Source organism: Billgrantia aerodenitrificans, from assembly GCF_021404405.1.
In the GTDB taxonomy this organism is placed as follows: Bacteria; Pseudomonadota; Gammaproteobacteria; order Pseudomonadales; family Halomonadaceae; genus Halomonas; species Halomonas aerodenitrificans.
In genome coordinates this window covers 106,618-128,423 of the sequence record NZ_JABFTV010000008.1, presented here as the reverse complement: position 1 = coordinate 128,423, position 21,806 = coordinate 106,618, and the positions used below count along the sequence as shown (strand labels likewise).

General features: G+C 63.1%; 24 protein-coding genes and 2 tRNA genes. 18 read left to right on the top strand and 8 right to left on the bottom strand.

Translation table 11 applies throughout. From position 1 onward, the window contains the following. The first annotated feature begins 5 nt into the window (after positions 1–5). Complete coding sequence (locus HOP59_RS15805; protein WP_234254582.1) at positions 6–758, top strand: helix-turn-helix domain-containing protein; 753 nt, start codon at positions 6–8, stop codon at positions 756–758. Between the two features lie 12 nt (positions 759–770). On the opposite strand, the gene HOP59_RS15800 is transcribed toward HOP59_RS15805, so the two are convergent. Beyond that, positions 771–1,262: a hypothetical protein gene (locus HOP59_RS15800; RefSeq protein ID WP_010628301.1), complete on the bottom strand. Its 492-nt coding sequence runs from the start codon at positions 1,260–1,262 to the stop codon at positions 771–773. 270 nt (positions 1,263–1,532) lie between these two features. On the opposite strand from HOP59_RS15800, the gene HOP59_RS15795 reads away from it, so the two are divergent. Continuing rightward, a complete protein-coding gene (locus tag HOP59_RS15795) occupies positions 1,533–2,912 on the top strand; it encodes a class II fumarate hydratase (RefSeq protein WP_234254580.1) in 1,380 nt (459 codons plus the stop codon). A gap of 1 nt (position 2,913) precedes the next feature. On the opposite strand, the gene glpD is transcribed toward HOP59_RS15795, so the two are convergent. Both glpD and HOP59_RS15785 read right to left on the bottom strand, forming a co-directional pair. Next, complete coding sequence (gene glpD / locus HOP59_RS15790) at positions 2,914–4,416, bottom strand: glycerol-3-phosphate dehydrogenase (protein ID WP_234254579.1); 1,503 nt, start codon at positions 4,414–4,416, stop codon at positions 2,914–2,916. A 179-nt stretch (positions 4,417–4,595) separates the two neighbouring features. Then, positions 4,596–5,354 carry a DeoR/GlpR family transcriptional regulator gene (locus HOP59_RS15785; RefSeq protein WP_010628304.1) on the bottom strand — a complete coding sequence of 253 codons (759 nt, stop codon included), beginning with the start codon at positions 5,352–5,354 and terminating at the stop codon, positions 4,596–4,598. Positions 5,355–5,503: 149 nt separating this feature from the next. Between HOP59_RS15785 and glpK the strand changes: the two genes are divergently transcribed. The 3 genes from glpK to HOP59_RS15770 all read left to right on the top strand — a co-directional run bounded on the left by glpK (position 5,504) and on the right by HOP59_RS15770 (position 7,277). Continuing rightward, entirely contained in the window at positions 5,504–6,985 is a 1,482-nt protein-coding gene (gene glpK, locus HOP59_RS15780) for a glycerol kinase GlpK (RefSeq protein WP_010628305.1), read from the top strand. A 96-nt stretch (positions 6,986–7,081) separates the two neighbouring features. Then, a tRNA-Val gene (locus HOP59_RS15775) sits at positions 7,082–7,158 on the top strand. A 42-nt stretch (positions 7,159–7,200) separates the two neighbouring features. Continuing rightward, a tRNA-Val gene (locus HOP59_RS15770) sits at positions 7,201–7,277 on the top strand. A gap of 86 nt (positions 7,278–7,363) precedes the next feature. Here HOP59_RS15770 and HOP59_RS15765 read toward each other — a convergent pair. After that, positions 7,364–7,846 (bottom strand): GAF domain-containing protein, encoded by a 483-nt coding sequence (locus HOP59_RS15765; protein ID WP_234254577.1) that lies wholly within the window; start codon positions 7,844–7,846, stop codon positions 7,364–7,366. A 106-nt stretch (positions 7,847–7,952) separates the two neighbouring features. On the opposite strand from HOP59_RS15765, the gene HOP59_RS15760 reads away from it, so the two are divergent. Next, positions 7,953–8,252 carry an MTH1187 family thiamine-binding protein gene (locus HOP59_RS15760; protein ID WP_010628307.1) on the top strand — a complete coding sequence of 100 codons (300 nt, stop codon included), beginning with the start codon at positions 7,953–7,955 and terminating at the stop codon, positions 8,250–8,252. 75 nt (positions 8,253–8,327) lie between these two features. Here HOP59_RS15760 and HOP59_RS15755 read toward each other — a convergent pair whose 3' ends face one another. From HOP59_RS15755 to HOP59_RS15745, 3 genes are read right to left on the bottom strand one after another with little or no spacing between them, the layout of a single operon-like run. Next, entirely contained in the window at positions 8,328–9,143 is an 816-nt protein-coding gene (locus tag HOP59_RS15755) for a MetQ/NlpA family ABC transporter substrate-binding protein (RefSeq protein WP_010628308.1), read from the bottom strand. Positions 9,144–9,168: 25 nt separating this feature from the next. Further along, positions 9,169–9,822, bottom strand: coding sequence for a methionine ABC transporter permease (locus tag HOP59_RS15750; protein ID WP_234254576.1), 654 nt, complete (start codon positions 9,820–9,822; stop codon positions 9,169–9,171). Continuing rightward, positions 9,803–10,894 carry a methionine ABC transporter ATP-binding protein gene (locus tag HOP59_RS15745; RefSeq protein WP_026038112.1) on the bottom strand — a complete coding sequence of 364 codons (1,092 nt, stop codon included), beginning with the start codon at positions 10,892–10,894 and terminating at the stop codon, positions 9,803–9,805. Before HOP59_RS15745 ends, HOP59_RS15750 begins: the two co-directional genes overlap by 20 nt. 446 nt (positions 10,895–11,340) lie before the next feature. Between HOP59_RS15745 and HOP59_RS15740 the strand changes: the two genes are divergently transcribed. The 7 genes from HOP59_RS15740 to HOP59_RS15710 all read left to right on the top strand — a co-directional run bounded on the left by HOP59_RS15740 (position 11,341) and on the right by HOP59_RS15710 (position 17,462). Beyond that, complete coding sequence (locus tag HOP59_RS15740; RefSeq protein WP_234254575.1) at positions 11,341–11,970, top strand: riboflavin synthase subunit alpha; 630 nt, start codon at positions 11,341–11,343, stop codon at positions 11,968–11,970. Between the two features lie 202 nt (positions 11,971–12,172). Beyond that, positions 12,173–13,474, top strand: coding sequence for an NCS2 family permease (locus HOP59_RS15735; protein WP_234254574.1), 1,302 nt, complete (start codon positions 12,173–12,175; stop codon positions 13,472–13,474). A 22-nt stretch (positions 13,475–13,496) separates the two neighbouring features. Next, positions 13,497–14,042 (top strand): adenine phosphoribosyltransferase, encoded by a 546-nt coding sequence (locus tag HOP59_RS15730; protein ID WP_010628313.1) that lies wholly within the window; start codon positions 13,497–13,499, stop codon positions 14,040–14,042. Positions 14,043–14,046: 4 nt separating this feature from the next. Continuing rightward, complete coding sequence (gpt, locus tag HOP59_RS15725; protein ID WP_010628314.1) at positions 14,047–14,526, top strand: xanthine phosphoribosyltransferase; 480 nt, start codon at positions 14,047–14,049, stop codon at positions 14,524–14,526. Between the two features lie 21 nt (positions 14,527–14,547). Further along, positions 14,548–15,231, top strand: a complete 684-nt coding sequence (ung, locus tag HOP59_RS15720; RefSeq protein WP_234254573.1) for a uracil-DNA glycosylase — start codon at positions 14,548–14,550, stop codon at positions 15,229–15,231. A gap of 110 nt (positions 15,232–15,341) precedes the next feature. Next, complete coding sequence (gene upp, locus HOP59_RS15715) at positions 15,342–15,971, top strand: uracil phosphoribosyltransferase (protein WP_010628316.1); 630 nt, start codon at positions 15,342–15,344, stop codon at positions 15,969–15,971. A 249-nt stretch (positions 15,972–16,220) separates the two neighbouring features. After that, the gene (locus tag HOP59_RS15710; protein ID WP_234254572.1) at positions 16,221–17,462 is read left to right on the top strand and encodes a uracil-xanthine permease family protein; all 1,242 of its coding nucleotides are present in this window, start codon (positions 16,221–16,223) and stop codon (positions 17,460–17,462) included. A 3-nt stretch (positions 17,463–17,465) separates the two neighbouring features. Here the strand turns inward: HOP59_RS15710 and HOP59_RS15705 are convergent, their stop codons facing one another. Next, complete coding sequence (locus tag HOP59_RS15705; protein WP_010628318.1) at positions 17,466–18,047, bottom strand: cupin domain-containing protein; 582 nt, start codon at positions 18,045–18,047, stop codon at positions 17,466–17,468. A gap of 139 nt (positions 18,048–18,186) precedes the next feature. Here HOP59_RS15705 and mobA point away from each other — a divergent pair, with 139 nt between their 5' ends. The 5 genes from mobA to moaA are packed head-to-tail and all read left to right on the top strand — an operon-like array spanning position 18,187 to position 21,729. Beyond that, positions 18,187–18,810 carry a molybdenum cofactor guanylyltransferase MobA gene (mobA, locus tag HOP59_RS15700; RefSeq protein ID WP_234254571.1) on the top strand — a complete coding sequence of 208 codons (624 nt, stop codon included), beginning with the start codon at positions 18,187–18,189 and terminating at the stop codon, positions 18,808–18,810. Between the two features lie 5 nt (positions 18,811–18,815). Beyond that, positions 18,816–19,397: a molybdopterin-guanine dinucleotide biosynthesis protein B gene (gene mobB / locus HOP59_RS15695; protein ID WP_010628320.1), complete on the top strand. Its 582-nt coding sequence runs from the start codon at positions 18,816–18,818 to the stop codon at positions 19,395–19,397. A 53-nt stretch (positions 19,398–19,450) separates the two neighbouring features. Next, entirely contained in the window at positions 19,451–20,260 is an 810-nt protein-coding gene (gene moaC / locus HOP59_RS15690) for a cyclic pyranopterin monophosphate synthase MoaC (RefSeq protein WP_010628321.1), read from the top strand. Positions 20,261–20,264: 4 nt separating this feature from the next. After that, positions 20,265–20,732, top strand: coding sequence for a molybdopterin synthase catalytic subunit MoaE (gene moaE / locus HOP59_RS15685; RefSeq protein WP_010628322.1), 468 nt, complete (start codon positions 20,265–20,267; stop codon positions 20,730–20,732). Next, positions 20,716–21,729 (top strand): GTP 3',8-cyclase MoaA, encoded by a 1,014-nt coding sequence (gene moaA / locus HOP59_RS15680; RefSeq protein WP_035591109.1) that lies wholly within the window; start codon positions 20,716–20,718, stop codon positions 21,727–21,729. The genes moaE and moaA overlap by 17 nt, the downstream gene beginning before the upstream one ends. Positions 21,730–21,806: the final 77 nt, after the last annotated feature.

The window sequence follows — 21,806 nt, the reverse complement described above, 5'->3', positions numbered from 1 at the left end:
GCATCATGACGAGCCGTGGCAAGTACGTATATGGCGGGCTTGAGAGCGGTACCGGTTGTCTCTCGTGTTATCTCAATGCGCTGTGCATTGCCGAGGAGCTGTTGCCCGAGGAGACATTGCTACTCAGCGAAATGGTCGTTCCTCCCATCCGTCTCGAAAAGCGGCAGGTGTTGTATCGCCAGGAGGCACCTTTCACCAGCCTGTATGTCGTGCGTACCGGCTGCCTCAAGCAGGAGACTGTCGTCGAAAGCGAACAGCTGCTGACGGCGATCTGGCTGCCCGGCAGCATCATCGGCTGTGATGCCATCGGCCTGGAGCGCTATCCTTCTACTGTCAGCGCTCTCGACACCGCGACCTTGTGCGAGTTGCCTTTCGAGCGGCTCGAGGCGGTGATGCAGAGATTGCCGAAATTGCGTCGACGCCTGCAGAGAACGATCAGCCGCAGCATGCAGCAGGAGCGCATGAGCCTGCATCGACTGTTGAGCCGTACTGCGGAGGCGCGTATGGCCAGTTTTCTGCTGGCTGTGTCGGATTGTTTTCATCGCCGTGGCTATTCTCCTACTCACTTTCGCTTGCCCGTATCGCGCAACGACATCGGCAGCTATCTGGGGCTGACCCAGGAGACGGTCGGTAGAACCCTGGCCACTTATCAGGCGCAGCGGCTGCTGCGTGTCACGGGACGTGACTATCAGTTGCTCGATCTTGCAAGACTCGAGCGCTTGGCCTCTTCCACCGGCAGGCGGCAGAAGAGGCCATGAAGGGTTGATGTATCAGGCTCGCTGAGCCACCGCAGGCGCTCTGTGCTGTTCCCAGTACTCGAGCAGGACTCGACATTCGCCCTCCTTTTCGCTGACGAAATTGAGCAACGGCCGATGAAGTTCCGCCGTGGCGTTGGTATTCAACATCCAGTCGAAGAAGTGCTTCGATTCCATGGCCGCCCGGATGGCGTGCTCGATCATCTGTTCGCCCATGACCTCGTCGACGATGAAGAAGTGAGGTTCCGGAATCGGGAAGGGTGCAACGTTGCCTGGCGCTCTAACGATGCAGGCTTCGAGTTCCAGGCAGACGGCCACCTGATGAAGCTGGCCGAGGCGCTTCTCGCACTGCAGGCCCAGCGTTGCCATTAACCTGCTCGTCTGCGGAGCCCTGGGTAGAAACCGAAGGGTCAGGCGGCGGTAGCGCTGGAGCTCGGCGGCTTCGTGCTCGTAAGCGAGAGTGAGCTGTTCGTGCGGCAGTAAAAGCAGGGAACGAGTCATGTCCATGAGGTGTTTCATCCACGTTGTGCTGTCGTGATTGGTGCTTTGTTGGTATTGCCCCGAGTGGGTGGGCTAAGCGATCTTAGAGAATGCCTTTTTAACGCCGCAACGACAGTTATCATGTTGGCGTTCGATATTCAGCCAATAGTGCGGAAGCTTGACAGTTGTCAACTCGAGGGGGCTACGAAGCGAGCGTGCCCTGTCGGCGAGAAAGGCTTGCAAGCCACGATTCCCGACACCATGGTGAAGGGAGCGATCGTCTAACGAGGGAGTGACATGAGCGATCATCGTATCGAACGCGACAGCATGGGGGAGCTGCGGGTGCCGGCCGCGGCTCTCTATGGCGCCCAGACCCAGCGTGCGGTGGAGAATTTTCCAGTGTCGGGTCAGCCGATGCCGGCGGCCTTCATCCATGCCATCGCCCGCATCAAGCTGGCAGCGGCCAAGGTCAACCGTGAGCTGGGCCTGCTCGACGCCGAGCGAGCCGAAGCCGTCATTGCGGCGGCTCAGGAGATCGTCGACGGCAAGCACGACGACCAGTTCCCGGTGGACGTGTTCCAGACCGGTTCGGGCACCTCGAGCAACATGAACGTCAACGAGGTGATAGCCCACTTGGCCAGCCGCGAAGGGCTGAAGGTGGGGCCCAACGACCATGTCAACATGGGTCAGTCGAGCAACGACGTCATACCTACCGCCATCCATCTTTCCGCGGCGCTGGAGGTGACCGCGCAGCTGCGTCCCGCGCTGGTGGCATTGCGTGCCACCATCGACGAACGGGCGCTGGAACTGGATCGCGTGGTGAAGACCGGCCGTACCCATCTGATGGATGCCATGCCACTGCGCCTGGGGCAGGAGCTCGGCGGTTGGTCGAGCCAGGTCGGCCAGGCCATCGAGCGTATCGACAGCGCCATGGTGCGGCTGTCACGGCTGGCTCAGGGCGGTACAGCGGTAGGCACCGGGATCAACGCTCATCCCGAGTTCGCCGAGCGCATGGCACGTCAACTGAGTGAGCAGACAGGGCTCGCTCTGGCGCCCAACGACAGCTTTTTCGCCAGCCTCGGCTCGCAGGATGCGGCGGTGGAGCTTTCGGGGCAGCTCAAGGGGCTGGCCTGCGTGGTGATGAAGATCGCCAACGACCTGCGCTGGATGAACTCGGGGCCGTTGGCCGGCTTGGGCGAGATCGAGCTCGAGGCGCTGCAGCCGGGGAGTTCGATCATGCCGGGCAAGGTCAATCCGGTGATTCCTGAATCGGCGGCGCAGGCTGCTGCCCAGGTGATTGGTCTGGATGCGGCGATAACCGTGGCGGGGCAGAGCGGCAACTTTCAGCTCAACGTGATGCTGCCGCTGATCGGTTACAACCTGCTGACCTCGATTCGGCTGATGAGCAATACGGCGCGCCTGCTGGGCGAGCGCGCCATTGCCACTTTCCGGGTGCGCGAGGATCGGCTGGCGGAGCCGCTGGCGCGCAACCCGATCCTGGTCACGGCCCTGAACGGGGTCATTGGCTACGACGCCGCGGCAGCCATCGCCAAGCAGGCCTATCAGGCGGGGCGGCCGATCATCGACGTGGCCGAAGAGCAGACCGACCTTGATCGTGAGGAGCTCGAGCGGCTGCTCGATCCGGCCAGCCTGACCTACGGTGGTATTCCCGAATAGCTCAGGCGGCCAGGGCCTGTCGGTGGGCTTCCACGTGTGCCTGTAGTCGCTCAACTTGGCGCGGCGTCAGCCGCAGGCCCAGCTTGGTGCGCCGCCACAGGATGTCCTCGACGGTGGTGGCCCATTCATGGTCGACCAGATAGTCGGCTTCGGCGACGGTGAGGCCGGCGCCGAAATGTTCGCCCAGGTCCTCTTCGCATTGGGTGCCTGCGAGGAAGCGCAGGCACAGGCTGCCGTAACTACGCGCGAAGCGCCGTGTCCGCGCTTCCCCGAGCCAGGGGTAGTCGTGCCGCAGCCGCGCCATGAAATTCTCCTGATTGCCGATCTCGCCGCCGGGCAGGGCGGCTTCGGCGGTCCAGCTCGGCCCCATGGCTGGCAGAACAGGCTTGAGCTGCTTCAAGGCGGCTTCCGCCAGCTTGCGATAGGTGGTGATCTTGCCGCCGAATACGGAGAGCAGCGGGGCACCTTGATCGTCGAACGCCAGGGTGTAGTCCCGGGTCATGGCCGAAGGCTCGGCCGATTCGTCGTCGCACAGGGGGCGTACGCCGGAGAAGCTCGAGATGACGTCGCTGCGCTGGAGCTGACGGCGGAAGTGAGCATTGACCACACCAAGCAGGTAATCGATCTCTTCTTCACTGATGGCGGCCTGGGCCGGGTCGCCCTCATAGCGTCGGTCCGTGGTGCCGACCAGGCTGAAGTCGTCCTCGTAAGGGAGGACGAACACGATGCGTCGGTCGCTGTTCTGCAGAATGTAGGCACGGTCGTCGCCGTTCAGCCGCGGCACGATCAGGTGGCTGCCCTGAATCATGCGGATGCTGTAGCGGGAGTTACGTGCCGCCTGCTCGCGCACCACCCGCTCGACCCATGGGCCGGCGGCATTGACCAGGGTGCGCGCCTGGCGCTCGAAGCGCTCGCCGCTGCGGACGTCCTCCAGCTCGATGCGCCAGATGCCGTTCTCCTCCTTCGCCCCGATGCAGCGGGTGCGCACCAGAATCTCCGCGCCACCTTCGCGTGCCTGTAGCGCGTTGAGCACCACCAGGCGAGCATCATCGACCCAACAATCGGAATATTCGAATCCGCGCTTGATGCCTTCCTGCAGGGGCGAATCCGCAGCGAAACGAACGCTGCGTGAACCGGGCAGCATCTTGCGCTTGCCCAGATGGTCGTAGAGGAACAGACCGGCCCGAATCATCCAGGCGGGGCGCAGGTGAGAGCGGTGCGGGAGAATGAAACGCAGCGGCCAGATGATGTGCGGCGCCTTGTGCAGCAGCACTTCGCGCTCACGTAGCGCCTCCCCCACGAGGCGGAACTCATGATGTTCGAGATAGCGCAATCCACCATGGATCAACTTGCTGCTGGCCGAGGACGTGGCGCCGGCCAGGTCCCCCTGCTCGCACAGGCTGACCGACAGGCCGCGCCCGGCAGCATCGTTGGCAATGCCCGTGCCGTTGATGCCGCCGCCGATGATGAAGAGGTCGAGTAGGTGGTGCGACGTGTGCGCCATGGACTGAAAGGCTCCGATCTCGCGTCAGCAATGAGCTGGCTTTCAAACAGTGTATGTTTGAAAGCGAACATAGATCAATCGAAATCGAACATCAAGACACGGAGGAAAATGCGCCGACGTTTCGGTCGGCGCGGGGCAAGTTGTAAGGCAGGTCGAAAGGGAGAGATCGAAAGAGCAACTCAGGCGATATGCAGGGCGACGTCATTGACCTGCATCAGGTGAACGATGCGCTCGGGGGGCTGGCGGTCGGTGAACAGCGCATCCAACTGGGCGATGTTGCCCTGCCGCACGACGGGGTTGCGGTGGAACTTCGAATGGTCCGCGGTCAGGTAGACCTGACGGGAATTGCGGATGATGGCCTGGGCCACGCGAGCTTCCTGATAATCGAACTCGAGCAGGGAGCCATCCTCATCGATACCGCTGATACCGATGATGCCGAAGTCCACCTTGAACTGATTGATGAAATCGATGGTGGCCTCGCCGATGATGCCACCGTCGCGTGAGCGTACCTGGCCGCCGGCGATGATGACGTTGAAATCTTCCTTGTGCTGCAGAATTGCCGCCACATTGAGGTTGTTGGTGATCACCTCGAGCCCCTGGTGATCGAGTAGCGCCTCGGCGACCACCTCGTTGCTGGTGCCGATATTGATGAACAGCGAGGCGTGATCGGGAATGTGGCTTGCCACCAGAGCGGCGATGCGTCGCTTGGCCTCGAGGTTGAGGTTCTTGCGCGTGCTGTAGGCGGTGTTGACGGTGCTCGATTCGAGCCCGGCGCCGCCGTGCACGCGTCGGATCATGCCCTCTTCCGCCAGAGCGTTGAGATCGCGGCGTATGGTCTGTGGCGTGACCGAAAAATGCTCGGTCAGCTGTTCGATACTGGCGTAGCCCTGGCGGCGTACCAGTTCAACGATGGCATCTTGTCGCTGTTGCTGGTTCATGACGGCTCCCTATCGATCACGCGAGTGTAAGCGATTCGGTACGCTTGCGCAGGTATTCGAGGGATGCTTATACGAAAGTCGTAAAGCATTGCGAACATACTCGGGTACTCTTGGTGATCATAAACGAACATACAGTGACAGGATGACTCATGGCCGACTATCTGCTTGCCATCGATCAGGGCACCACCAGTTCGCGCGCCATCCTCTTCGACCGTGGCGGCCATGTGATCCGAGTTGCGCAGCGCGAGTTTCCGCAGCACTTTCCCCACGATGGCTGGGTCGAGCACGACCCTGAAGACATCTGGGACACGGTGCTTGCGACCTGCCGGGAGGCGGTCGAGGGTTCGGGCGTTGCGCTGGACGAGATCGCCGGCGTCGGTATCACCAACCAGCGTGAAACAACTCTGCTGTGGGATCGTGCGACCGGCAAGCCGCTCTACAATGCCATCGTGTGGCAGGACCGACGCACCGCCGATTTCTGCCGCGAGCTGCAGAAAAAAGGACATGCCGAGCTGGTGCAATCGCACACGGGACTGCTGATCGATCCCTACTTCTCGGCAACCAAGCTGGCCTGGCTGCTGGATAACGTGGAAGGGGCGCGTGAGCGTGCCGAGCGGGGCGAGCTGGCCTTCGGCACGGTGGACACCTTTCTGCTGTGGCGTCTTACCGGAGGGCGGGTCCACGCCACGGATGCCACCAACGCCTCGCGCACCATGCTGTTCGATATCCATGCCCAGCAGTGGGACGACGAGCTGCTCGAGCTGTTCAGGATTCCCCATGGCTTACTTCCCGAAGTGCGCGACAGCAGCGCAGATTTCGGCACCACCGATGCGCGCTGGCTGGGAGCGGAGCTTCCCATCGGTGGGGTGGTGGGCGACCAGCAGGCGGCGCTGGTCGGGCAGGCATGCTTCGAGCCCGGCATGGGCAAGAGCACCTACGGCACCGGTTGCTTCATGATCGTCAACACCGGCGACAGGCCGGCCAGATCGCGCAACCGCCTGCTCTCTACTGTGGCCTATCGCCTGGACGGCAAGACCACCTATGCCATGGAGGGCAGCATCTTTGTCGCTGGCGCTGCGGTGCAGTGGCTGCGCGACGGCTTGAAACTGTTCAAGGATGCCGCTGAGACGGAAGCGTTGGCCCAGCAGACCCGTGCCGGTCACAGCGTCTATCTGGTGCCGGCCTTCACCGGGTTGGGAGCGCCCCACTGGGACCCCAAGGCGAGAGGGGCGATCTTCGGCCTGACTCGCGACACCGGAATTGCCGAAATCGTGGCTGCCGGCCTGCAGGCGGTCTGCTATCAGACCCGCGACCTGCAAGCCTGCATGAGCGACGACATGGGCGTGCCGCCGGGAACCCTGCGCGTCGACGGCGGCATGGTGGCCAACTCCTGGCTGGTACAGTTCCTCGCCGACATGCTGGGGGTCCAGGTCGACCGGCCGACGGTGCTCGAGACGACTGCGCTGGGGGCCGCCTACATGGCCGGTTTGCGCTTCGGTTGGTACCGCGATCTGGAGGAGATCGCCGAGCTGTGGCGCTGCGAGCGCAGCTTCATGCCCAGCATGCCGGAAACCGAACGGGAGCGACTCTATCAAGGCTGGCTCGAAGCGGTGGAGCGGGTAAAAAGCTAGTGTGAGGCTTGCAAAATCCAGCGATATCGGTAAGATATGCATCCGTTGCCGCAGCTTGAATGGCGGTTAACGCGGAAAAGCGAGAAAGCCGAACACAGGACCATAGCTCAGTTGGTTAGAGCGCCACGTTGACATCGTGGAGGTCGGCGGTTCAAATCCGCCTGGTCCTACCAGCTTTCTCTATCGGCTTTTTCGATACGGTTTCACATAGTTTCAGGACCATAGCTCAGTTGGTTAGAGCGCCACGTTGACATCGTGGAGGTCAGCGGTTCAAATCCGCTTGGTCCTACCAGCATTCCGAAACGCCCCCTGGCATCTGTCAGGGGGCGTTTCGCTTTCCGGCACCTGCGGCTTTTTTCCCGGGCCGACGGCTTTTGCTTACCAGGCGAGTGAGAAGTCGGGCAGCTCGCTGCATCTGACGAATACCTCGACCAGGGCTTCCAGGCCCGCCTGATCGGCGGCGCTGAAACGCCCGCGCAGCGGGCTGTCGAGATCCAGCACGCCCCACAGCGTTTCGCCGCACAGAATCGGCACCACCAGTTCCGCGTTCGACGCCGCATCGCAGGCGATGTGGTCGGCGATGGTGTGCACGTCGTCGATGCGCTGGGTCTGGCGGCTCCTGGCGGTGGCGCCACACACGCCCTTGCTGAAGGGGATGGGGTTGCAGGCCGGTTTGCCCTGGAAGGGGCCGAGGGTGAGCAGCTCGGGCTGGCGCTGCAGGTAGAAACCGACCCAGTTGAGGTCCGGCACCTGCTGCATGATGAAAGCGCAGGTCTGGGCGCTGTTGGTCAGCCAGTCGCGGCTGTCGAGCAGGGCCTCGAGCTGACGGGTCAGCAGCGAATAGGACATGTCTGGTGCCATGGGTGCTCCTGTTCTATCGGCTCACAGATTAGAGGTTTGAACAATGGGCTGAGCGACACTAGCTTTCGGGTGAGGGAAAGCCGTAGGTCAATCAGGAGGATTGAGTATGCATGTGGTTGCCGATGTCAACGTGACCCCGATCGGGGCGGGAGCTTCGCTGTCGTCTCATATCGCCGCCTGCGAAGAGGTGATAGAGGAGGCTGGGCTCAAGTATCGCCTGCATGCCCACGGGACCAATATCGAAGGTTCCTGGGAAGAGGTGATGAAGGTGATCCAGCGCTGTCACGACGTGCTGCACGAGCGCGGTGCGCCACGGGTGGACAGCGCGATTCGTATCGCCACGGCTACCGATAAGGATCAGAGTCTCGAGGACCGGATCGGCAAGGTCGAGCGCAAGATCGGCTGAGTCCGGCACCTGCCAAACGAACGGGCCGACGCATGGCGTCGGCCCGTTGTCACTCGTCAGAAGCGCAGCGCGGCATCACTGCCAGCCGGGCACGGCGCCACCATCGAACAGTTCCTGTGCCTTGGCGGCCACCTCTTCGCTCTGGTAGGCAGAGACCAGCTGCTGGATCTCTTCACGCTCCTCGTCGCCGGCACGTACCGCGATCAGGTTGACGTAGGGAGACTCGGCGCCTTCCTGAATCAGCGCATCGTCCAGGCGCAGCCCGGCGGGCTGGGCGAAGGTATTGTTGATGAAGGCGAGGTCCACGTCGGTCAGCACGCGCGGCAGCTGAGCGGCCTCGATCTCGCGGAAGCGCAGGCCGAGCGGGTTCTCGACCACGTTGATCGGGGTGGCCTCGAGGTTCTCGGGGTCGTCCAGCTCGATCAGGCCGGCGTTGTGCATCAGGATCATCGCGCGGCCGCCGTTGGTGGGGTCATTGGGCAGGGCGATGATGGCGCGCTCGGGCAGCTCTTCGATGCTGTCGTGGCGCTCGGAGTAGGCGCCGATCGGATAGACGAAGGTGTAGCCGGCAACGGCCAAGTCGTAGCCGCGATCTTCGATCATGCTGCGCAGATAGGGCTCGTGCTGGAAGGCGTTGGCATCCAGGCTGCCGTCGGCCAGTGCGGCGTTGGGCGAGACGTAGTCGGTGAACTCGATGATCTCGACTTCGAGGTCGTAGCGCTCGCGGGCGATCTGGACGGCCACTTCCATCACCTCCGACTCGGGGCCGGACATGGTGCCTACCTTGATCGAGCGCGTTTCGGTCGCGCCGTCGTCGTTGCCGCAGCCGGCAACCAGAATGGCGCTGGCCAGAGTGGCGGCGCCGAACAGGCGGGTCAGGGTCACTTGCATGGGGTCGTTCTCCTTGGGTGTGGCGTCACTTGCGATCCGATTTGCGTACCAGATAATCCCCGAGGCTCTGGAAGCCCTGCACCATGACCACCAGAATGGCCACGGTGATCAGCATGACGGTGGGGTTGAAGCGGTTGTAGCCATAACGAATGCCCAGATCGCCCAGGCCGCCGCCACCCACGGCGCCGGCCATGGCCGAGTAGCTCACCAGGGTGACGATGGTGATCGTCAGCCCGGTGATGATGCCGCCGCGGGCCTCCGGCAGCAGCACCTTGGTGATCACCTGATGCGGCGTGGCGCCCATCGACTGGGCGGCTTCCACCAGACCGGGTGGGATCTCGTTCAGTGCACCTTCCACCAGTCGGGCGACGAAGGGAATGGCGGCGATGGTCAGCGGCACGATGGCGGCATTGGTGCCGATAGAGGTGCCCACGATCATTCGGGTAAAGGGGATGATCGCCACCATCAGGATGATGAAGGGGATCGAGCGACCGATGTTGGTCACCATGCCCAGCACCTGGTTGAGCACCGGGCGGGCCAGGATCTGGCGCGGGCGGGTGACGTACAGCAGCACGCCCAGCGGCACGCCGAGCAGCGCTGAGATGGTGCCCGACACTGCGACCATGTAGAGCGTATCCAGGGTCGCCTGCAGGATCAGATCAATCATCGCGCTGGACATGGCCGAGCACCTCCACATGCAGGTCGTGGTCTTCGAGATAGTCGATGGCGCGGCGGGTCTGCTCGGGAGGGCCGAGCAGCTCGGCGATCATCAGCCCCAGCGTGCGCTCCTGAATCGACTCTACCTTGGCCTGAAGGATGCTGACGTCGACCCCGCATTCGCGCGCCAGGCGCGAGATCAGCGGCGTGGAAACCGTATCGCCGGAGAACGCCAGGCGCACCACCGGGTGGGTATGCTCGCCGGGGGCGTCTTCGAGGCGTTCGATCAGCGCCTTGGGCGGCTCCAGTTGGAGGAAGTCGTTGAGGAACTCGCGGCCCAGACGGGTGCGCGGGGCGGTGAAGAAGTCGCCGACCTCGGCCTCTTCCACCAGCTCGCCGTCGGAGATCAGGCTGACCCGATGGCAGATCGACTTGACCACTTCCATCTCGTGGGTAATCAGCAGGATGGTCAGACCCAGCTTCTGGTTGATGTCGCGCAGCAGGGTCAGGATCGAGCCCGTGGTCTGCGGGTCCAGTGCCGAGGTCGCCTCGTCGCACAGCAGTACGCGGGGCTCGCTGGCCAGCGCCCGGGCGATGGCCACGCGCTGCTTCTGGCCGCCGGAGAGCTGGGCCGGATACTGGCGTGCCTTGTCGGTCAGGCCGGTGAGCTCGAGCAGCGGCAGCACGCGCTCGCGGATGGCCGCGCGCTTCATGCCCATCAGCTCCAGAGGCAGGGCGACGTTGGCAAAGACGTTGCGCGTCGTCAGCAGGTTGAAGTGCTGAAAGATCATGCCGATGCGATGGCGCGCCTGGTTGAGCTGGCTGTTGGAGAGGGTGGTCATCTCCTGGCCGTCGACGACGACGCTGCCGCTGGAAGGGCGCTCGAGCAGGTTGACGCAGCGAATCAGGGTCGACTTGCCGGCGCCGGAGAGGCCGATGACACCATGGATGCTGCCCGCCGGAACGTGAAGGTCGACGTTCTTCAGCGCCTCGATGGTGCGGGCCGAGGTGTCGCGTCGGCGGGCAGCGAACGGCAGCCGGCCTCTGGGGCCGGTGAGATGATAGGTCTTGGAAACGTTGCTTAGCGTGATCATCTGGCTTCCTGAGAGGCCGTCCCGGTGGGGCGGGCGCAGCGAGAGCCAGAATGGATAGCCGTAACGAAAAAAAAGGCCACCCTGGCGGGTGGCCATCAACGCTGGACACACCCTTTTAGCTGCACTTCACGCGGCAGACGAAAGCCGTCTGCATCGTGGGCGCCCGCAAGCCGGGTACAAATCGGCGCCTGAAATGTGAGGCGGCATAGTAAGACCAAAGACGTAACATGTCAACGGGAGCGAAAGATGCTTCGGTTCGTCAGGCGAACATGTGGTGAAAAACACTAAAAAGTGCTCTTCAGACGTGGATTCCTATTGGAATGCTCTGCTGGATGACACGCCTTTGGGGAAGTGTCTGTTGACGGATGGACGTCTGTGGCGTGAATTCTTACACTGCGAGCCCCATCCACTTCTCTCCCTCGACCGGGAGGCGCGCAGGAGACGTCATGTTCACAGGCATCGTTCAAGGCACGGCCGAGATCGTCGCCATCAAGGAAGCCGAGGCATTCCGCACTCATGTCGTGAGCTTGCCGCAATCTCTGCGCGGGGGGCTGGAGCTCGGCGCTTCGGTGGCCCACAACGGCGTCTGCCTTACGGTGACGGCCATCGACGGCGACCGGGTCAGCTTCGACCTGATGCGCGAGACGCTGCGGGTGACCAACCTTGGTGCACTGGGCGAGGGCGACCGCGTCAATATCGAGCGGGCGGCACGCTTCGGCGACGAGATCGGCGGCCACGCCATGTCCGGTCATGTCATGGCCATGGCCGAGCTGGTCGAGCTGGATCAGGCGCCGAACAACCGGCGGCTGTGGTTCGAGGTGCCCCATGCGCTGGGCCGCTTCCTGTTCGACAAGGGCTACATCGGCGTCGATGGCATCAGCCTGACGATCGGCGCCACGAGGCCCGCCACGGCTGCTCATGGGCCGCGCTTCTGCGTCGACCTGATACCCGAGACCCTGGAGCGCACCATTCTGGTGGACCGCGTGCCTGGCGATAGGGTCAACATCGAGATCGACCCCCAGACCCAGGCCATCGTGGAAACCGTGGAAAGGGTATTGGCCGCACGCGGCGTGTGAGAACACCATTCAAATGACCGTTTCGTCAAGATTGCGTTGGTAGCCGTGCTGGCGAATGGCGCAGAGTTTGCTTATACAGAGCGAATCGTGCCGCACAAGGTAAGCAATCTCGGCCTCGCATCTAAAGGGGGCTTTGGGTACCATGTGCGGCTTTTCTCGCCCCCTGGTCGCTAACCAGCACTCGTGCGCAGGAATGCCAAAAATGAAGAACATCCTCGAAAGACACTTCAAGCTGACGGAACACAACACCAGCGTGAAGACAGAGGTCATTGCCGGGATCACCACCTTCCTGACCATGGCCTACATCATCTTCGTCAACCCCAGCATTCTTTCCGAAACCGGCATGGACTATGGCGCGGTGTTCGTCGCCACCTGTTTGGCGGCCGCCGTCGGCTGTCTGGTCATGGGGCTGTGGGCCAACTATCCCATCGCTCAGGCGCCGGGCATGGGGCTCAACGCCTTCTTCACCTACGGTGTCGTGCTGGGCATGGGCTACAGCTGGGAAGCGGCGCTGGGGGCCGTGTTCCTCTCCGGCTTCTGTTTCCTGCTGCTCAGCATCTTCAAGGTGCGCGAGTGGATCATCCACTCCATTCCGCTCTCCCTGCGCCTCGGCATTGCCGCCGGTATCGGCCTGTTCCTGGCCATGATCGCGCTTAAAAATGCCGGCATCGTGGTGTCCAATCCGGCCACCTATGTGGCGCTCGGCGATCTTTCCCAGCCGGCTGCCATCTACGCGCTGCTGGGTTTCTTCGCCATCACCGCCATGGCCTATCTGAAAATCACCGGGGCCGTGATGATCGGCATTCTCGGAGTGACGGTGCTGGCCATGATTCTGGGCCACAACCAGTACGGTGGCCTGATGTCGATGCCGCCCTCCATTGCACCGACCTTCATGGCCATGGACCTCATGGGTGCACTCGACGTGGCCATGCTCAGCGTCATCTTCGCTTTCCTGTTCGTCGATCTGTTCGACACCTCCGGCACCCTGGTGGGGGTGGCGCACAAGGGTGGTCTGCTCGACAAGGACGGCAAGCTGCCGCGCCTGAACCGTGCCATGATCTCCGACAGTAGCGCCTCCATGGCCGGTGCGGTGCTGGGTACCTCGACCACGACCAGCTATATCGAGTCCACCGCCGGTATCGCCGCAGGTGGGCGCACCGGCCTGACCGCGGTCGTCGTGGCCAGTCTGTTCCTGATCAGCCTGTTCTTCGCGCCGCTGGCGGGTTCCATTCCAGCCTACGCCACCGCCGGCGCGCTGCTCTATGTGGCGGTGCTGATGGCCGGCAGTCTTGCCCATGCCAATTGGGACGACCCGACCGACGCCGCGCCGGTGTTGATCGCCGCACTGGCCATGCCGCTGACCTTCTCCATTGCCGAAGGCATCGCGCTTGGCTTCATCAGCTACGCTGCTATCAAGACCCTTTCCGGACGCTTCCGTGACCTCAATCCGGCGGTGGTCGTGCTGGCGATCCTGTTCGTATTGAAGTTCCTGTTCCTAGACTGACATTTCCTCACCGAGACCCGCGATGAGCATTTACGGCGACTACATCAAGTCCGTGATCCGAACCGTCCCCGACTGGCCGCAGCAGGGGGTCAACTTCCGCGATATCACTCCGCTGCTGCAGAACAGCTCTGCCTTTCGCAAGCTGATCGACAGCTTCGTGCATCGCTATCAGGACATGGAGCTCGATGCCATCGCGGCCATCGACGCGCGCGGCTTCATCATCGGGGCGCCCGTCGCTTACGAGCTCGGCTGCAGCTTCGTGCCGGTACGCAAGAAGGGTAAACTGCCGTTCCGCACCATCAGCGAGACCTATACGCTGGAGTACGGTCAGGCCGAGGTGGAGCTGCACTCCGATGCATTCCGTCAGGGGGATCGGATCCTGATCATGGACGATCTGATCGCCACCGGCGGCACCATGCTTGCTGCCGCCAAGCTCATCACCCGTTCGGGCGGCCAGGTGGTGGAAACCGCCACCATCATCGATCTGCCCGAGATCGGCGGGTCGGCAAGGATCCGTGAGGCAGGCTTCGGCGTCTTTGCGGTCTGTTCCTTCAATGAGGATGAGTGACGTCATGAGCCATGCCCGCTATCACCAGCACTTCACCGTTTCCTGGGATCAACTGCATCGTGACGTGCGCGAACTGTGCCATCGTCTGGTCGAGCGCGATTTCAAGGGCATCGTGGCGATCACCCGCGGCGGGCTGATTCCGGCGGCGCTGATTGCCCGCGAGCTCAACGTGCGGCTGATAGATACCGTCTGCATCAGCAGCTACGAGCACATGGATCAGGGTGGCCTGGACGTGATGAAGGGCGTCGACCACGACGGCGACGGCTGGCTGCTGGTCGACGACCTGGTCGATACCGGCAAGACGGCGCGCAAGGTACGCGAAATGCTGCCCAAGGCGCACTTCGTCACCGTTTACGCCAAGCCCGAAGGGCGCCCGCTGGTGGATCAGTATCTGACCGAAGTGGCCCAGGACTGCTGGATTCAGTTCCCGTGGGACATGGGGGTGGCCTACGTCGAGCCGTTGGTCGACCAGGTCAAGCGTTAGGCGACATAGAGTCGAGCAAACATGAGCTGTCCATTATCCGAGAGTTGGGAGCGCTGGCTGGGAGACGAGTTCCAGGCTCCCTACATGCACACGCTGCGTGACTTCCTGGCGGCGGAGAAGGCCGCCAGGAAGGTGATCTACCCGCACTCCTCGAACTGGTTCCGCGCCTTCGAGCTGACGCCGCTGGAGCGGGTCAAGGTGGTGATCCTGGGGCAGGACCCCTACCACGGACCCAATCAGGCGCATGGCTTGTGCTTCTCGGTTCGCCCAGGGGTCCCGGCGCCGCCCTCGCTGGTCAACATCTACAAGGAGCTGGTCGCCGATGTCGGCTTCCAGCCGGTAGATCACGGTAACCTCGAGCACTGGGCGCGACAGGGTGTGCTGCTGCTCAACACCTCGCTGACGGTGGAGCAGGGCAATGCCGGCTCACATCGGGGCAGGGGCTGGGAGCACTTCACCGATCGCGCCATCGAGACGGTCAATGCCCACGCCGAACCCTCGGTGTTCCTGCTGTGGGGCAGTCACGCCCGCAAGAAGAAGGTGCTGGTCGACACCTCGCGGCATCTGGTGCTGGAGTCGCCGCACCCGTCTCCGCTCTCGGCGCACCGGGGATTCTTCGGTAATCGGCACTTTTCCCGCGCCAATGCCTTCCTGCAAGCGAACGGCCGTGAACCGATCGATTGGCAGCTACCTGCAGAGCCCTGAAGCCGGCTGGCCGGCTTCTGCCTTAAACTCTCGGCAGGATGAGAGTAAAATGCGCGCGACTCGTCCATGCGACGCAGGTCGCCACTTCCACCCACGCCAAGAGGTCCGTCATGAGCGTCCATGCCATTCAACATCCGCTGGTCCAGCACAAGCTGGGTCTGATGCGCGAAGCCGGCATCAGCACCAAGAGCTTTCGCGAGCTGGCCGGCGAGCTGGCCAAGCTGCTGACCTATGAGGCGACCCAGGATCTCGAGCTGGAAGAGCAGGACATCGACGGCTGGAGCGGCAAGCCGATTCCGGTGAAGCTGCTGAAGGGCAAGAAGGTCACCATCGTGCCGATTCTGCGCGCCGGGCTGGGCATGCTGGATGGCGTGACCGACCTGATCCCCAGCGCCCGGATCAGCGTGGTGGGGCTCTATCGCGATGAAGAGACGCTGGAGCCGGTACCGTACTTCGCCAAGTTTGCCAATGACCTCGACGAGCGCATGGCCATCGTCATCGACCCCATGCTGGCGACCGGTGGCACCATGGTGGCAACGCTGGACATGCTGCGTGACCGCGGCTGCCAGCAGATGAAGGTCATCGTGCTGGTGGCGGCCCCCGAAGGGATCAAGCGGGTACAGGACGCCTATCCCGACATCGAGATCTACACCGCGGCGGTGGACGATCACCTCGACGAGAACGGCTATATCGTCCCGGGCCTCGGCGATGCGGGTGACAAGATCTTCGGCACCCGTTAGGGAAACACTGCACAAATGCCTGCGCGAGCGAATCGCTGCGTTGCGCGGTGCGCGGAATCCTCACATATACCCCATATGCTCCGGTTCCTGTGCTCCGTGCGCCTTGCGCTTCATCTCGCTCGTCGATTTGTTCAGCGCTTCCCTAGGTCGAAGAAATGGAGTACACGCCCCTGAGATCGCGATCCAGGGGCGTTTTTCTGGGCAGGACGCCTTCGAGCCAACGACACGACAAAAGAAGGAAAACACCCCATGAACGAACATGTGGCGGCTGCGCAGGCGCCTGCCGAATCCCTGCCCAGGGTGCTGCTGACCGGGGCACAGATGCTCTTCGTCGCCTTCGGCGCGCTGGTGCTGGTGCCGCTCTTGACCGGACTCGACCCCAGCGTGGCGCTGTTCACCGCCGGGGTGGGTACCCTGGTGTTCCACGGCGTGACCAAGGTGACCGTGCCGGTCTTCCTGGCTTCGTCGTTCGCCTTCATCGCCCCGATCCAGGGCTCGGTGGTCAATTTCGGCGTGCCGGCCACCATGGGCGGGCTGATGGCGGCGGGGCTGGTCTACGTGGCGATCTCACAGGCGGTACGCCTGAAGGGCACGGCCTGGCTGCATCGCCTGCTGCCACCCGTGGTGGTGGGGCCGGTGATCATGGTGATCGGTCTGGCCCTGGCGCCGGTGGCGGTGAGCATGGCCACCGGCGAGACCAGCGACAACATCGGCTATGGGCCGGCGATCTTTCTCTCCATGGTGAGTCTGCTGGTGACTCTGGTACTGGCCGTCTTCGGTCGCGGCCTGCTGCGGCTGGTGCCGATCATGGGCGGCATCGTCACCGGCTACGTCCTGGCCCTGCTGATGGGCGTCGTCGACTTCACGCCGGTGCAGGACGCGGCCTGGCTGGCCATGCCTGCTTTCACGGCGCCAAGCTTCCACTGGGCGGCAATCCTGTTCATGATCCCCGTGGCCATCGCGCCTGCGGTCGAGCATATCGGCGACATGATTGCCATCGGCTCGGTCACGCGCAAGAACTACCTGGAAAAGCCCGGTCTGCACCGTACCCTGCTGGGTGACGGTCTGGCGACCACCACTGCGGCGCTGTTCGGCGGTCCGCCCAACACCACCTATTCCGAAGTGACCGGCGCGGTGACCCTGACCCGTGCCTTCAACCCCAGGATCATGGTGGTAGCCGCCTGCATCGCCATCGCGCTGGCTTTCGTGGCCAAGCTCGGCGCGCTGCTGCAGACCATTCCCGGCCCGGTGATGGGCGGTATCATGACCCTGCTGTTCGGCTCCATTGCCGTGGTCGGCATGAACACCCTGGTGCGCGCCGGGCACTCTCTTACCGCGCCGCGCAACCTGGTGGTGGTATCGCTGATCCTGGTGTTCGGCATCGGCGGCATGCAGTTCGGTGGCAGCCAGTTCACCCTGCAGGGCGTGAGCCTCGCCGCGCTGGTGGGCATCGTGCTGAACTGGATACTGCCCACCGCCGAAGAGGAGTGATCCTCACGTATGGTGCAACTCCTTGCCGCCTTCGGAAAAGGTGGGCGGGGAGTTGGCGCTGACGATCACGCACTCCGCATCGCCCACATTGCGGAAACGGTGGGGCAGGCGTGAATCGAAGTAGTAAGCGTCGCCGGCGCGGAGCAGGCGAGTCTCGCCGGCCACGGTGAGCTCGATTTCGCCCGCGACGATCACGCCGCCCTCCTCTCCATCGTGCTCGAGCATGTCCCCGCCGGTATCCGCTCCGGGAGGGTAGCGCTCATGAATGATCGACATGCTGCGATCCGGGCGGCGTGCCGCCACCAGCCGCCATGAGAGATGGCCGTCGCCGATCTCGGTGAGCTCCTCGGCGGGATAGAAAGCGCGCGGCGGTGAGGGCTCGTCGCCGGCAAAGAACGCGCTGATCGATACCGGTAGGGCATCGAGAATCTTCTTCAGCGAGCTCACCGAGGGGCTGACGCTGTTCTGCTCGATCAGAGAAATGGTGCTGTTGGTAACCCCGGCTCGCTTGGCCAGTTCACGCTGGGACAGCTTGCGTGTCTTGCGCAATTCGCGCAGACGTGTCCCTACATCAAATCCTTCCATTGTCAGGTCCAGAACGTTCGATTTGTTTGACACATGATACCCGTTAGCTGCGCCTTGGATAAGATGACCTTGATCATGGCAATACCCATGTTCGGTACGGCGCCGTGGAAGCGGCGCGCGGGCTGAGGCATGATGGGGTATGACCGATCGATCAGAAAACGCGATACCCAACCCTCTTACCGACGTGACCGGCCTGATCCTGGCCGGCGGTGAGGGTCGACGGATGGGCGGGCGAGACAAGGGGCTCGAGCCGCTTCGTGGCGTCGCGCTGGTAAGTCACGTGCAGGCGCGATTCGCCGGCAGGGTAGCCGAGGTGCTGATCAGTGCCAATCGGCACCTCGACGACTATCGCCGGCTGGCCGGGCGGGTGGTGCCCGATGCCTTGGGGGGCTTCCAGGGGCCGCTGATGGGTATCTACAGCGGCCTGCTCGCTGCCGATACGCCCTGGGTGCTGGTGGTACCCTGCGACACGCCGGCGCTGCCGGACGATCTGGTGGCGAGAATGGTCGCCGGCATCGGCGAGCATCGCATCGCCGTGGCCCATGACGGTGAACGCCTGCACCCCGTGGTCATGCTGCTCGAGCGCTCGCTGGCCGACGACCTGCATGTCGCCCTGCAGGCAGGAGAGCGCAAGGTCGGTCGCTGGGTCGAGCGCCATGCCTGGATCGCCATCGATTTCAGTGACTGTCCGGACGCCTTCATCAATCTCAACAGCGAAGATGACAAGCGGCGCCTGGAGATGCGCCCGAACGAGGAGAGTTGACCCTGATGTCTCGAACGCAGCCTGCCGCGCTTGGCTTCGACGATGCACTGCCGCTGCTGGGGATTGCCGCCTGGAGCGGTACCGGCAAGACCACGCTGCTGGAAGCGTTGCTGCCGCGCCTTGCCGCGCGTGGCCTGCGTACCGCCGTGATCAAGCATGCGCATCATGAATTCGATGTCGACCAGCCGGGCAAGGACAGTCATCGCCTGCGGCAGGCGGGAGCGGCCCCGATGCTGGTTGCGTCACGGGCCAGGTGGGCCATGATGATGGAAACGCCCGAGAGTGAGGAGGCCGATCTTGCGCAACTGATCGACGTCGTGCGCAGCCAGCGGCCCGACCTGGTGCTGGTAGAGGGCTTCAAGGCCTGGCCCTTGCCGAAGCTGGAACTCTACCGCGAGGCCGTCGGCAAGACGCTGCGAGTGGCCGAAGACCCGTGGATCAAGGCCGTGGCGAGCCAGCCCCGGGTGGCGCTACCGCCGGGGGTCGAATGGCTCGACCTCGACGACCTGAACGCCATTGCCGCCTGGGTGGCGGCCTGGCCGGCACGCTGGCCGGCCGAGTGCGCGCCTCGCGATGCCATCCGCTGACGCGCTTCATCATTGAACCGACAACTGCCCAACCGATCCCGAGGCTGCACCCCATGAGTCTGACCCATCTCAATACGCGCGGCGAAGCCCATATGGTCGATGTCGCTGACAAGCCGGAAAGCCGCCGCGAGGCGACCGCTTCAGGCCATATCCAGATGAAGCCCGAGACCCTGGCGCTACTGAGCGAGGGTGGGCTGCCCAAAGGGGATGTGTTGGCCACGGCGCGTATCGCCGGCATTCAGGCGGCCAAGCGCACCCACGAGCTGATCCCGCTGTGCCATGCCTTGGCGCTCTCGAAGGTGGCGGTGGACTTTCATCTGGATGAGCAGAACAGCCGCGTCGAGGTCGTCGCCACGTGTCGCCTCAATGGGCGCACCGGTGTGGAAATGGAGGCGCTGACGGCCGTCTCGGTGGCCTGTCTGACGCTCTATGACATGTGCAAGGCAGTCGATAAGGACATGGAGATCGGCGCCATCCACCTGGATGCCAAACAGGGCGGCAAGTCGGGAGATTATCGGCGCCAAGTGGAGCCGGCAACGGCCCCCATCGTGACGGGTGAGGGTGCGGCCGGGCAGGTCTCGGTGGGCAGCCGCTGTGACATCGATTCCCCCTGTGTGCGGGTGAAGTTTCTGGCCGAATTGCGCGAGCGCTTGGGCGTCAGCGATCTCACTCTGCTATTGGACAGCCTGCCGAGTACCGATGTCGGCGGCTTGAAAAGTGTCCTGGTGAAGCGCGATCCTCGCTTTGCCCATCTCAGCGAGGGTCGGGTGCTGTGTGCCGTCAATCAGGTCATGGCGTTGGATGCGACTCCCATCACCAACGACGATGAAGTGGCGTTCTTTCCGCCGGTGACGGGAGGTTGAGGCGATGATTCGGGTTCAGGAAGCGCCTTTCGATGCCGGCGTTGAACAGCAGCGGCTGCTTGCCGACCGTTCCGACATCGGCGCCGTGGTGAGCTTCACCGGATTGGTGCGCGACTTCAACGAACGGCCCGATGTCACGGCACTGACCCTCGAGCATTATCCGGGCATGACCGAGGCGGCGCTGGGTGAGATCGTCAATCAAGCCGAGGCTCGCTGGTCGCTGCAGGGGGTGCGGGTCATTCACCGGGTTGGACGACTGACCCCGGGAGACCCTATCGTACTGGTGGTGGTGGCCAGTGCGCATCGGCGCGCCGCTTTCGAAGCCTGTGACTTCATCATGGACTATCTCAAGACCCGAGCCCCTTTCTGGAAAAAGGAACACAGCATCACGGGTGACTACTGGGTTGCCGAGCGTGAGTCGGATTACCGTGATGCCAGCCGCTGGGAGAGCGAGAATGACAAAATCCCCTGAGCCATTGCCTTCCGAGTTGATCGACGACTTCGGCAGGCGTGTCCGCTACGTGCGGATCTCCGTGACGGATCGCTGCGATTTCCGCTGCGTCTACTGCATGAGCGAGGAGATGACCTTCCTTCCTCGGGCGCAGATATTGACGCTGGAAGAGTTGACTCTGGTGGCGCGAGCGTTCGTCGAGATGGGGGTCGAGAAGATCCGGCTGACCGGTGGAGAACCCCTGGTGCGGCGCGGCATCGATCAGCTCATCGAGGCAACGAGTGCGCTGCCGGGACTGCGCGATCTGGCCATGACCACCAATGGGGCAGGGCTGGTCAAGCATGCACATCGCTTGCGTGAAGCTGGGCTGGGAAGGCTCAACATCAGCCTGGATACCCTGGATCCCGAGCGCTTTCGTAAGCTGACCCGTACCGGCGATTTGTCTCGTGTGCTGGAGGGCTTGCGTGCCGCACGCGAAGCCGGCTTCGAGCGCATCAAGCTCAATGCCGTGATCCTCAAGGGTCGCAACGACGATGAAGTGCTCGATCTTGTCGAGTTCGCCCGCTCCGAGCGAGTCGATCTCAGCTTCATCGAGGAGATGCCCCTCGGCGATGTCTCCGATCATTCGCGGGCCGAGACCTTTTGCTCCAGCGACGAGGTGAAGGCGGCAATCGAGCGGCGTCACGAACTGATTCCGACTACCGAATCGACGCTGGGGCCCTCGCGCTACTACCGCATGAGCGACAGCGACAGCCGTATCGGCTTCATTTCCCCTCATAGCCACAACTTCTGCTCCAGCTGCAATCGGGTCCGTGTGACGGCGGAAGGGCGGCTTCTGCTCTGCCTTGGCAATGAGCATTCGGTCGATCTGCGTGCCGTACTGCGCCAGCACCCGGGGGATCTCGATGCCCTCAAGCATGCCATCGTCAAGGCACTTCCTCTGAAGCCCGAGCGCCACCATTTCACCACCGATGGCGATGTTCAGATCGTTCGCTTCATGAACATGACGGGTGGATAAGAGAGGGAAGATGCCGACATAAGTCGGAACTCTTTGACGCTATTCCGTGCATCGTTGGTGGGCCCTTTTCTTGCCAA